The 12,685-nt window shown below is 45.5% G+C and carries 10 protein-coding genes; 1 reads left to right on the forward strand and 9 read right to left on the reverse strand.

Annotated features, from left to right (window positions below):
- The first annotated feature begins 6 nt into the window (after positions 1-6).
- Positions 7-885 (forward strand): U32 family peptidase, encoded by an 879-nt coding sequence (locus OCV52_RS12605; protein WP_170222433.1) that lies wholly within the window; start codon positions 7-9, stop codon positions 883-885.
- A gap of 85 nt (positions 886-970) precedes the next feature.
- On the opposite strand, the gene OCV52_RS12610 is transcribed toward OCV52_RS12605, so the two are convergent.
- The 9 genes from OCV52_RS12610 to nusA form a co-directional block, all read right to left on the reverse strand.
- A complete protein-coding gene (locus tag OCV52_RS12610) occupies positions 971-2,308 on the reverse strand; it encodes an MATE family efflux transporter (RefSeq protein ID WP_137407269.1) in 1,338 nt (445 codons plus the stop codon).
- 88 nt (positions 2,309-2,396) lie between these two features.
- Positions 2,397-2,804, reverse strand: coding sequence for a MarR family winged helix-turn-helix transcriptional regulator (locus OCV52_RS12615; RefSeq protein ID WP_137407268.1), 408 nt, complete (start codon positions 2,802-2,804; stop codon positions 2,397-2,399).
- A gap of 153 nt (positions 2,805-2,957) precedes the next feature.
- Positions 2,958-3,881, reverse strand: coding sequence for a lipoprotein NlpI (gene nlpI / locus OCV52_RS12620; RefSeq protein ID WP_004740631.1), 924 nt, complete (start codon positions 3,879-3,881; stop codon positions 2,958-2,960).
- A gap of 124 nt (positions 3,882-4,005) precedes the next feature.
- Positions 4,006-6,126, reverse strand: coding sequence for a polyribonucleotide nucleotidyltransferase (gene pnp / locus OCV52_RS12625; RefSeq protein ID WP_008218809.1), 2,121 nt, complete (start codon positions 6,124-6,126; stop codon positions 4,006-4,008).
- Between the two features lie 356 nt (positions 6,127-6,482).
- Positions 6,483-6,752 carry a 30S ribosomal protein S15 gene (rpsO, locus tag OCV52_RS12630; protein ID WP_004740633.1) on the reverse strand — a complete coding sequence of 90 codons (270 nt, stop codon included), beginning with the start codon at positions 6,750-6,752 and terminating at the stop codon, positions 6,483-6,485.
- Positions 6,753-6,970: 218 nt separating this feature from the next.
- Positions 6,971-7,924 carry a tRNA pseudouridine(55) synthase TruB gene (gene truB, locus OCV52_RS12635; RefSeq protein ID WP_137407267.1) on the reverse strand — a complete coding sequence of 318 codons (954 nt, stop codon included), beginning with the start codon at positions 7,922-7,924 and terminating at the stop codon, positions 6,971-6,973.
- Positions 7,924-8,337, reverse strand: a complete 414-nt coding sequence (gene rbfA / locus OCV52_RS12640; RefSeq protein WP_004738271.1) for a 30S ribosome-binding factor RbfA — start codon at positions 8,335-8,337, stop codon at positions 7,924-7,926. The genes truB and rbfA overlap by 1 nt, the downstream gene beginning before the upstream one ends.
- Before the next feature lie 133 nt (positions 8,338-8,470).
- Positions 8,471-11,161, reverse strand: a complete 2,691-nt coding sequence (infB, locus tag OCV52_RS12645; RefSeq protein WP_008218816.1) for a translation initiation factor IF-2 — start codon at positions 11,159-11,161, stop codon at positions 8,471-8,473.
- 22 nt (positions 11,162-11,183) lie between these two features.
- Positions 11,184-12,671 carry a transcription termination factor NusA gene (nusA, locus tag OCV52_RS12650; RefSeq protein WP_008218818.1) on the reverse strand — a complete coding sequence of 496 codons (1,488 nt, stop codon included), beginning with the start codon at positions 12,669-12,671 and terminating at the stop codon, positions 11,184-11,186.
- Positions 12,672-12,685: the final 14 nt, after the last annotated feature.

Genomic DNA, 12,685 nt, shown 5'->3' on the forward strand with positions numbered 1-12,685 from the left:
AACTCAATGAAATACGCATTAGGCCCTCTACTTTATTTTTGGCCAAAACAAGACGTTGAAAGCTTCTATGAGCAAGCAAAATCAAGCTCAGCAGACATCATCTACCTAGGTGAAGCCGTATGTTCAAAGCGTCGCGAGATGAAAGCAAAACACTGGATGGACATCGCTAAAGAGCTGTCTGCATCAGGTAAGCAAGTGGTACTGTCGACCATGGCACTGCTCGAAGCGCCTAGCGAAGTCAACATCATGAAGAAGTACATTGATAACGGTGACTTTGCGATTGAAGCGAACGATGTGTCTGCCATTCAACTGGCAAGCGAAAGCAAAGTACCATTCGTAGTTGGCCCAGCAGTAAACACCTACAACGCACGCACGCTGAACTTATTCTTAAAGCAAGGTATGACACGCTGGTGTATGCCGGTTGAACTTTCTCGTGAATGGCTAAGTAATGTGATGGCACAGTGTGACGAGCTCAACATCCGCAACAAGTTTGAAGTCGAAGTATTTAGCCACGGCTACTTACCACTAGCATATTCAGCTCGCTGCTTTACAGCTCGTGCAGAAAACAAAGCCAAAGACGATTGTGAAACCTGCTGTATCAAAGACCCAACAGGCCTTCAAGTTGAGAGCCAAGAGGGTCAGTCTGTCTTCAACCTTAACGGCATTCAGACTCAATCTGGCTACTGCTACAACTTGGTGAATGACTTACCAAACATGCATGACTTAGTGGATGTGGTTCGTTTAAGCCCACTTGGTGTTGATACCTTTTCTGAAATCAATAACTTCAGAGCCAACGAACAGGGCCAAAAACCAATGAAGATTGAGAGCCGCCAGTGTAATGGCTACTGGCATCAGCTTGCAGGTTTAGACGTTAAAAACATCTAAATACTAGTTTCAAAACGAAGCGATTTTCAAAACGAAAAAGGTCTAGCACATGCTAGACCTTTTAGTTTGTCTCAAGAAAATCGACCTATGCCGTTGCGGTTTCCATCGGCGAGGCGCCGAGCTTCTTTACATCTTTGTAGAGCATCACCATCACCACCGCGCTCAACGCGATATTAGACAGTGGATACGCAATCCAGATCCCCGGCACACCATACAACTTAGGCATAATGTACAGGAACGGCAGTTGAATCAGCATGTTACCTACCGTCACGAACATAGCCTTACTACCTTTGTTCACCGCCTGGTAGTAAGCCCCCGCAACCACTAAGAAGCCATCAAGCGCCAATGCGAACATGTGCAGTCGAATACCCAATACGGTGTACTCAACGAGCTGAGGTTCGTCCGAGTTAAACACTGAAACAAACTCACGTGGGAATACGTTCAATAACAACACAAACGCGATACCAATCAACACAGAACTCGACATCGCAATCTTAAGCAACTTGCGAATATTCGCTTGGTTACGTGCACCATGGTTGTAGCTCACCAATGGCTGCATACCGTTAGCGATACCTTCCGCAGTGAGGTAATAAACCGTCACGATGTAGCCCAAAATAGCGTAAGCACCAATCATCAACTGGTCGCCATATTGAGAGAACAAAGCGTTGTGCAATGCCACCATCATTGAGCCATAAGCGTACATAAAAAAGCTTGATGTACCAATCGCGAAAATCTGTGGGATTACTGCAAGCTTCAATCTCAACTCGCTCCAACGTAAACGTAGGTTTGCACGGCGTGAAAAGAAGTAAGCGAGACCCAAAGCCGTTACCACAAACTGAGCAACCGCTGTAGCCAATGCGGCGCCCATCAACTCCCATCCAAATAGAGCAATAAGCAAGTAATCCAGAACAATATTAATGACCGCACCAATAATCATCAGGATAGTCGCTAAGTTCGGGCTATCGTCGTTACGCAGTAGAAACGGCATCGCGATAGAACCCAAGGTAAACACGCTGGCGCCAATCAAGATGTGTAAGTACTGCAAACCAAGCTCATACACTCGCCCTTCTGCGCCCTGCCAAAGCAAAAAGTTATCGGCAAACAGATACAGCAAGACTGAAACAATAGGGGTTATAGCTAACAACAAAGTCAAACCCGTAGCTAAGATCTGCTTAGCACCTTGAGTATCTTTTTCACCTTGGCGAATCGATACCAGAGCACCAGTACCGACACCCACCAACATACCTAGGCCAAGAATCGAACCGATCACCGGCCAAGCGACGTTGATGCCTGCAAGTCCATCAGCGCCGACATAACGACCGATAAAGATGCCATCCACAACTTGGTAGAGGCCATTAACTAGCATCGCCGCAACCGTTGGGATTGTGTATCGCCAAAATTGACGACTAATTGAGTTACTCATTTCTTACTCTACTTTCATTGTAAGTCACATATCAGTGGGATATGACTCGATAAGTTAGTTAATAAGACTAACTAAATATCTAAATTAATTATTTCAACGCTTTGTCTAATAACTGATTCAGTTGCGTAGACTCTTGATCAGACAAACGGCTTTCCAGTATTTGTGCCATCATCTGATAGATCTTGCTCTCTTCTTCTAAACCTAGTTCTGCTTTATGTGTCAGTACCACGAGTTTAGATCTCGCGTCTTCCAGTGACGCCTTACGCTCCACAAGGCCTTTTCTCTCGAGCCTTTGTACCATAGTCGTCGCTGAAGGCTTGGTCACCTGCATTTCAATAGCAAGGTCGGTCAATCGAATCGGCTCAGGAGACGCTTGAATCACCTTCAAGTAATCATATTCGTTGAAGCTCAACTGACAGATAGGATCTTCATTTACCTGTGTTCGCCATACTTTCGAGGCGAAGCGTTCTATCTTCTCTAAATTCTGGTTTAGCATACTCACCCAATCAAAGAATGGCATTTAGTTAGCAAGGCTAACTATTTTAATCCTGTTTAAATAAAAAGCAATCCAAAACGAGACAAAGATCATAAAAATTAGGCACAAAAAAGCCGCTGACTGGCAGCGGCTTTGATAGTAGAAATAATCTATTTAGCGGGCATCAGCTTCTTGCTCTGCCTCAGCCAGCTTAGCTTGAGCGAGGTGCTCTGCTTTTAGCGTAGTGAAAATACGGCTTAACTCTAGGAAAGAGTAACGATGCTCTACGTATTCAAATACGTTAAAAGAGACCGACAACTTATACAAAGAGATCGCATTCGCGTAGTCACCGTTCATGTGGTAACGCTTAGCCAGATAGAAGTATGTCTCGGTTAAGCGCTGTGCCAGCAACGTATTGTCACGAGTACCCGTTAAGATCGCTTTGAATGCCTGCTCTTCAGTGATGTCATCGAGCATGATAGCGACCAATACCCAGCCCCACTGCTCGTCATGATTCTCATAACGTTTTTGCAGGTCAAGCTTAGCTTGTTCAGGCGTTAGCTCATGCTGAATGATGTATAACCAAAGCGCGCGGAATGGATCACTCGGATCATCGGCGTAATGCTTCATCATTTCTTCATTGGCTAAGTCGTAACGCTCCCCATAGTAGAGTGCGATAGCGCGGTTTCTCTCTGCATATGAATTCGCAGGATCAAGCTCGAGCGTAGAGTCGAAAGATTCATAAGCCGCATCAAACTCCCCCACTTGCGTAAAGTAGACACCCAAAAGGTTGAAGATATCAGGCTGAGCTGGGTTCAATGAAAGAGATTGATTAAAGTCTAAACGCGCTAAATCCCTTAGGCCGACACTGTCGTAGTAGTTACCACGTTCAAACAGCATCTTAGCTCTAACTTCATCATTCAGATCTGGGCGCTGCAGTAGCTGACTCAAACGTGCAATCTGAACTTCTTGCTGGACGCTCGGTTGCAGTGGCACAGCCATTGGCGGGTAAACCCAACTTGAGGCGTTATCTGATGTTGTTGCACAACCAGTTAGTACAAGCAGTAAACACATACTCGCGGTTTGAAACCATTTCACAAATAATTACTCCTGTTATGACCGCAATTAAAAAGGGGAGCGATATGCTCCCCTTTATAACATGCTTTGTTGACGATAGGTTAAAAATCACTAAAAAGCGATATCACTATCGACACACTGAGAATTACTCAGCAGCAGGTGCTTCGCCTTCAGCCGGCGTTTCAACTGCTTCTTTCATGCTTAGACGTACACGGCCTTGACGGTCAATCTCAAGAACCTTAACAGGAACTTCTTGACCTTCAGTTAGGTAGTCAGACACTTTCTCAACGCGCTTGTCAGCGATTTGAGATATGTGTACTAGACCATCTTTACCTGGAAGGATAGTTACGAATGCACCGAAGTCAGCTAGGCGAGCAACTTTACCTTGGTAAATGCGGCCAACTTCAACTTCAGCTGTGATCTCTTCGATACGACGGATAGCTTCTTTAGCAGCAGCGCCTTCAGTAGCAGCAATCTTGATTGTGCCGTCGTCTTCGATTTCGATCGTAGTACCTGTTTCTTCACAAAGAGCACGGATAACTGCACCGCCTTTACCGATAACATCTTTGATCTTATCAGAGCTGATTTTCATTGTGTGGATACGTGGAGCGAATTCAGAGATATCTTCGCGAGCACCAGAGATAGCTTCATCCATTACAGAAAGGATGTGCTTACGTGCACCTTGCGCTTGGTTAAGAGCAATTTGCATGATCTCTTTAGTGATACCTTCGATCTTGATGTCCATTTGAAGTGCAGTGATACCGTCGTTAGTACCTGCTACTTTAAAGTCCATGTCACCTAGGTGGTCTTCGTCACCAAGGATGTCAGAAAGAACAACGAAGTCGTCGCCTTCTTTAACAAGACCCATTGCGATACCCGCAACAGAAGACTTGATTGGAACACCAGCATCCATAAGTGCTAGAGATGTACCACATACAGAAGCCATTGAAGAAGAACCGTTAGATTCAGTGATTTCCGATACAACACGAACTGTGTATGGGAACTCATCAACAGAAGGCATTACTGCAGCGATACCACGCTTAGCTAGTTTACCGTGGCCGATTTCACGACGCTTAGGAGAACCTACAAAACCAGTTTCGCCAACACAGTATGGAGGGAAGTTGTAGTGTAGTAGGAAGTTATCTTTACGCTCGCCTGTTAGCTCATCGATGATTTGAGCGTCACGCTGTGTACCAAGCGTAGCAGTAACGATAGCTTGAGTTTCACCACGAGTGAATAGAGAAGAACCGTGAGTACGTGGAAGAACGCCAGTGCGAACGTCTAGTGCACGAACCATGTCTTTTTCACGGCCATCGATACGTGGGTTACCAGCGATGATGCTGCGACGTACCACTGTTTTCTCTAGGTCGTGGAAGATAGAGTGAACTTCTTTTAGGTTTACTTCTTCGTCTTCAGATACTAGTACTTCGTTAACTTCAGCCGCGATCTCGTGGATACGGTCGTAACGAGTCATTTTCTCTGTGATTTGGTAAGCTTCAACTAGCTTAGCTTCTGCAAGCTCAGCGATGCGAGTGTTAAGCGCAGTGTTCTCTTCTGGAGCAACCCAATCCCATGCAGGAGTAGCAACTTCAGCTGCGAATTCGTTGATCGCGTTGATAACAACTTGTTGTTGATCGTGACCAAATACTACCGCTGATAGCATCTCTTCTTCTGTAAGGTTGTCTGCTTCAGACTCAACCATTAGAACCGCACCAGCAGTACCAGAAACAACAAGGTCAAGCTTAGACGTTTCTAGCTCAGTGTTGCTTGGGTTAAGTACTAGTTGACCGTCGATGTGACCAACACGTGCTGCACCGATAGGACCGTTGAACGGGATACCAGAGATAGCAAGTGCTGCAGAAGTACCGATCATTGTTACCATGTCAGGCTGAACGTCTGGGTTTACAGACATTACTGTAGCGATAACTTGAACTTCGTTCTTGAATGCATCTGGGAAAAGAGGACGAATTGGACGGTCGATTAGACGAGCCGTTAGTGTTTCGCCTTCTGATGGACGACCTTCACGCTTGAAGAAGCCACCTGGGATTTTACCAGCAGCGTATGTACGCTCTTGGTAGTTAACCGTTAGAGGGAAAAAGTCTTGACCTTGTACCGCTTCTTTTTTACCAACAACAGATACGAATACTGAAGTATCGTCCATTGTTACCATAACTGCTGCAGTAGCTTGACGAGCAATAACGCCAGTTTCTAGAGTAACTGTGTGGTTACCGTACTGAAACGTTTTTACAACTGGTTTCTCAAACATTGTATTTCCTTTATCTAAAGATTGTTCTTTAGAGTCAGTAAGTTGAAACCCAAAAATCACCAATCGCGACTAGTCGAAGCAGACGGAATTGATTCGCTGTATTGAAAAAAATACAGCGTACATCCACTTTGAATAGTCGCGACCTATTGGCCGACATCTGTGACTGTAACTTCTGGGTCGTATAATACCTATACAGTTAGCTGTACAAGCGAGGCATAGTATAAACTATTTTTATATACAGGGATATTTTCGTACTGAAAAAGCTCCGTGAAATAGCTCAAACTCTGTCTTTCAGGTACAAAAAAAGGAGCAATAAATGCTCCTTTTTCTTCAAACAGTCTTTGCAGACATCGCTATTAGCGACGTAGGCCTAGGCGCTTGATTAGGTCTTGGTAACGAGAAAGGTCTTTACCTTTCAGGTAGTCAAGAAGCTTACGACGGCTAGAAACCATACGTAGAAGACCACGACGGCTGTGGTGATCGCCTTTGTGAGCTTTGAAGTGACCTTGTAGGTGGTTGATAGAAGCAGTAAGTAGTGCTACTTGTACTTCTGGTGAACCTGTGTCGCCTTCAGAGCGCGCGTATTCTGCAACGATTGCTGCTTTAGTTTCTGCATTCAGAGACATAATTCTCTCCTGATAAGAGTAGTTTAATATTTGTAGCAGCCAATCTCTGATTCAGCCGCTACGCGAGCCGAGGATTATAGGGAAGTTTGTCATTTGGTGCAATAACAATCGATGGCCTTAGAAACGAAAAAAGCGAAGCGCTTAAATTAAGCGTTCGCTTTCTACTTTATTGATTCGCTTTTCAAGGCTAAACACCAATACCTAACTCGGTATCAGCGTTACGCTTGTGGCTCTTCATCTCTGAAAACAACCAAACGTTTCGGTGCAACTCGACCATCGTCAGCAATCTGAGCAACACCAACAAACAGCTTTTCTTCACCGCTTGTCATGCGAACCGTACCTTCTGTTGGCGCACCAGCAACTTGAACAGGCATACCGTGCTGAACTAGGTCAGTCAGTTCCGCATTCAAATTAACTTCGGGTAGATCTTCAACGGCAGTATCCATTGGCATCAATAGCGGGTCAAGCAGCTCTTTAGGTGCAATATCTTGCTCCTGTGCTTGATCTAAGATCTCGTTAAGCTGCTCTAATGTTACCATGCGCTCGTAAGGGTATTTCGCAACACCAGTACGACGAAGCATAGTGACGTGAGCACCACAACCTAGCATTTCGCCAAGGTCATCCGTGATCGTACGGATGTAAGTACCTTTCGAACAGTGCACTTCCATCTCAACTTCATCACCTTCAAAGCGAAGCAGATCAATCGAGTAGACCGTGATCTTACGTGATTCACGTGGCACTTCGATACCAGCACGAGCGTACTCGTACAGTGGCTTGCCTTGGTACTTCAATGCAGAGAACATTGACGGAACTTGGTCAGTTTCACCTTTGAAGCTTTCAATGCAACGCTCAAGTTGCTCTTGAGTCACATTCACTTCACGAGTTTCAACCACTTCACCATCAGAGTCTGAAGTATTGGTACGCTCACCAAGCTTAGCAATCACAACGTAGCGCTTATCAGAATCTAGAAGAAACTGAGAGAATTTTGTTGCTTCACCAAGACAGATTGGCAGCATGCCAGTCGCAAGAGGATCCAGTGCACCTGTGTGCCCCGCCTTCTCTGCAAAGTAAATACGCTTTACTTTTTGCAGTGCATCATTAGATGAAATGCCAGTTGGCTTATCTAACAGAATTACCCCGTTAATAGGGCGACCTTTACGACGGCGAGCCATTACTCTTCGCCCTTAGACTGAGTTTCGTCAGTGCGGCCTGCTGCTTCTTGCTTACGCTTGTCGTCATTCAGAACTTCACTTACTAGGTTAGACATACGCATGCCTTCTACTAGTGTGTTGTCGTAAGTAAAACGTACTTCAGGTGTTAGACGGTGACGAATACGCTTGCCTAGCGCCATACGGATTGGCACTTCGTGCTCTTTAAGAGCAGCAAGGCATGATTCAGGTGTTTGCTCACCAATACATAAGAAAGTAACGAAAACTTTTGCGTACGCAAGGTCACGAGACACTTCTACGTCTGAGATCGTTACCATACCGATACGTGAGTCACGAACTTCACGTTGTAGGATAAGAGCAAGCTCTTTTTGAAGCTGCTGAGACACACGTTGTGTGCGGCTAAATTCTTTTGACATTTTCTTTTCTCACTTAGAAAGATGGGGGGCTTGGTAATTACCAGCCCCCCATGGTGTATTCAACAACCGATTACTTCTTACCTTTACTAGTAATGTTAGTAACCTTAGTCAATATGTCGAGTCGTACAGACGATTAGTCTAGAGTACGTTTAACCTCAACGATTTCGAATACTTCGATCTGGTCACCAACGCGTACGTCGTTGTAGTTCTTAACACCGATACCACACTCGTAACCATTCTTAACTTCTTGAACGTCGTCTTTGAAGCGACGAAGTGACTCAAGTTCACCTTCGTAGATAACAACGTTGTCGCGTAGTACGCGGATTGGGTTGTTACGCTTAATTACGCCTTCAGTAACCATAGAACCAGCGATCGCGCCAAGTTTAGGTGACTTAAATACGTCACGTACTTCAGCAAGACCAATGATCTCTTGTTTGAATTCAGGAGCAAGCATACCGCCCATTGCCTGTTTCACTTCGTCGATCAGTTGGTAAATGATTGAGTAGTAACGTAGATCTAGGTTTTCGTTCTGAACCGTGTTACGCGCAGTTGCATCAGCACGAACGTTGAAACCAAGGATGATAGCGTTAGAAGCTGCTGCAAGTGTTGCATCAGTTTCAGTAATACCACCAACACCAGAACCTACGATGTTCACTTTAACTTCGTCAGTTGATAGTTTCAGTAGAGAGTCAGCAATTGCTTCTACAGAACCTTGAACGTCAGCTTTAAGTACTACGTTCAGTTCAGCAACTTCACCAGCAGCCATGTTAGAGAACATGTTCTCTAGTTTCGCTTTCTGTTGACGAGCTAGTTTCACTTCACGGAATTTACCTTGACGGTAGTTCGCAACTTCACGAGCTTTACGCTCATCACGTACTACTGTTGCTTCATCACCTGAAGCTGGTACACCAGAAAGACCTAGGATCTCTACTGGGATAGAAGGACCTGCTGTCACTACTTCTTTACCGTTTTCATCGCGCATTGCACGAACACGGCCGTACTCTTGACCACAAAGAACGATGTCGCCTTTGTTTAGAGTACCAGACTGAACTAGGACTGTTGCAACTGGACCACGACCTTTATCAAGACGAGATTCAACAACAACGCCAGATGCCATGCCTTCTTTAACTGCAGTCAGTTCAAGAACTTCAGATTGAAGAAGGATTGCTTCTAGAAGACCATCGATGTTTGTACCCTGTTTAGCAGAGATGTGAACGAACATGTTCTCACCGCCCCATTCCTCAGGGATTACGTCGTATTGAGCTAGCTCATTCTTAACGTTGTCTGGGTTTGCACCCTCTTTATCGATCTTGTTCACAGCAACAATCAGAGGAACGCCTGCCGCTTTCGCGTGCTGGATCGCTTCGATTGTTTGTGGCATTACGCCATCGTCTGCTGCCACTACTAGTACAACGATATCTGTCGCTTGAGCACCACGTGCACGCATAGCAGTAAACGCCGCGTGTCCAGGAGTATCAAGGAAAGTGATCATGCCGTTGTCAGTATCTACGTGGTAAGCACCGATGTGCTGCGTGATACCGCCAGCTTCGCCAGAAGCAACGTGTGCTTTACGAATGTAGTCAAGTGTCGATGTTTTACCGTGGTCAACGTGACCCATGATAGTAACAACTGGAGCACGACCTTCAGCGATAGCATCGTTATCACGGTCTGCTAGTACTGCTTCTTCAAGTTCGTTTTCTTTACGTAGGATTACCTTGTGACCCATTTCTTCAGCAACAAGTTGTGCTGTTTCTTGGTCAATCACTTGGTTGATAGTCGCCATAGCGCCCATCTTCATCATGACTTTGATAACTTCAGTTGCTTTAACTGACATTTTGCTAGCCAGTTCAGATACAACGATAGTTTCGCCGATAGCAACGTCAGACTTAGCAACAGTTGCTGACTTATCGAAGCCTTGCTGCATTGAAGTTGGTTTAGCAAGCTTACCTTTAGCACCACGACCACGTTGGTTACGACCACCACGGTTGTTGCCAGGTTGGTTAGCTGGAGCTGCTTTCTTCTTACGACGACGAGGCGCTTTTTCTTCTTTCTGGTCAGCTGCATCTTCAGCTTCACGAGCGTAAGTAGAAGTTGTCACGTGGTAGTCCGCAGACTTCTCTTGTTCTTTCTTCTTCTGCTCTTCTTCAGACCAGCGCGCTTCGTTCTCTTCAGCTAGCTTACGAGCTTCTTCAACTAGCTTCGCCGCTTCAGCTTCAGCTTTACGCTGTGCTTCTTGCTCTTGACGAGCTTTTAGTTCATCCGCTTCTTTTTTCGCTTGTGCGTTAGCGTCTGCATTTTTTGAATTCATGTCTTTTTTAGCCTTTTCAGCTTGGGCGCGTTGAGCTTTTTCTTCAGCATCACGTTTTGCATCCGCTTCACGTTTTGCTTTCTCATCAGCTTCGCGCTGTGCTTTCTCTGCAGCTTCACGTTTCGCAAGCTCTTCAGCTTCTTGACGTGCTTTCTCTTCCGCTTCACGCTTAGCTGCTTCCTCAGCTTCACGTTTCGCTTCATCTTCAATAGCGCTGCGCTTCACGTAAGTACGCTTTTTACGTACCTCTACTTGAACATCCTTACTCTTACCGCCTCCAGCGGCAACACTTAGCGTGCTGCGGGTCTTGCGTTGAAGAGTTAAACGAGTCGGCTCTGCTTCACCAGAAGTATCGCCATGCTCCTTTTTAAGGTGCGTTAGCAATGTTTGCTTCTCTGAATCAGTTACTTGATCCGACCCTGATTTCTTCATGCCTGCATCAGCAAGTTGTTCAATTAAGCGGTCAACTGGCGTACCAATCTCTTCACTCAGTGCTTTAACTGTTAATTGTGTCATACCGCTTTCTCTCCTTGCTGAATTATTCTTCGTCGCCGAACCAACAGATGTTACGTGCAGCCATAATTAGCTCACCCGCACGTTCTGCAGTTAGGTCTTCAATGCCTTCTAGTTCATCAACGCCTTGGTCAGCTAGGTCTTCCAATGTTGCCACGCCTTTTGCTGCAAGTTTGTAAGCCATTTCACGCTCTAGGCCTTCAAGTGCTAGCAAGTCTTCAGCAGGTTCAACACCGTCAAACGTCTCTTCTTTCGCAAGTGCTAGAGTCGTTAGTGCATCTTTTGCACGGTTACGTAGTTCTTCAACGATACCTTCGTCTAGGCCATCAACTTCAAGAAGTTCGTTTACTGGTACGTAAGCCACTTCTTCTAGCGTAGAGAAACCTTCTTCAACAAGTAGCTGAGCAAAGTCTTCTTCGATGTCTAGGTGCTTCATGAAGTTTTCAATCGAAGCAACCGCTTCTTCTTGGTGTTTCTTCTGAAGGTCTTCAACCGTCATTACGTTCAGTTCCCAACCAGTCAGTTGAGATGCTAGACGTACGTTTTGACCGCTACGGCCGATAGCTTGCGCTAGGTTGTCCGCTTCAACAGCGATGTCCATTGAGTGTGCATCTTCATCAACGATGATAGAAGCAACATCAGCTGGAGCCATTGCATTGATTACGAACTGAGCTGGGTTATCGTCCCAAAGAACGATATCGATACGCTCGCCGCCAAGCTCGCCAGATACAGCTTGTACACGTGCACCACGCATACCAACACACGCGCCCACTGGGTCAATGCGCTTGTCGTTTGTTTTCACAGCGATTTTAGCACGAGAACCTGCGTCACGTGCAGCACCTTTAAGTTCAATTAGCTCTTCACCAATCTCAGGTACTTCAACACGGAATAGCTCAGCTAGCATTTCAGGCTTAGAGCGAGTAATGAATAGCTGGAAGCCACGAGCTTCAGGTTTAACTGCGTATAGAAGACCACGTACACGGTCGCCTGGACGGAAGTTTTCACGAGGAAGTTGGTCATCACGTAGGATTACCGCTTCAGCGTTGTTACCTAGGTCTAGGATGATCGTGTCACGGTTAACTTTCTTAACCACACCAGTTACTAGCTCACCTTCGTTGTCGATGAACTGCTCAACGATTTGAGCACGCTCTGCTTCACGTACTTTTTGTACGATAACTTGCTTCGCAGTTTGAGTCGTAATACGGTCAAACGTTACTGACTCGATGTCATCTTCAATGAAACCGCCAAGTTCGATCTCTGGATCGTCGTACTTAGCAGCTTCAAGAGAAATCTCTTTTGTTGGGTTTTCAACAACTTCAACAGCTTCCCAGCGACGGAAAGTTTCGAAATCACCTGTTTTACGGTCGATTTCAACACGAACTTCGATTTCTAGTTCGCTTTTCTTTTTTGTTGCCGTTGCAAGCGCGATTTCAAGCGCTTCAAAAATACGCTCACGAGGAACTGCTTTCTCATTAGAAACAGCTTCTACTACCGCCAAAATTTCTTTGTTCATTAATCTAGCCTCTT

Origin of the sequence: Vibrio chagasii (assembly GCF_024347355.1) — a bacterium.
GTDB classification, from domain to species: domain Bacteria; phylum Pseudomonadota; class Gammaproteobacteria; order Enterobacterales; family Vibrionaceae; genus Vibrio; species Vibrio chagasii.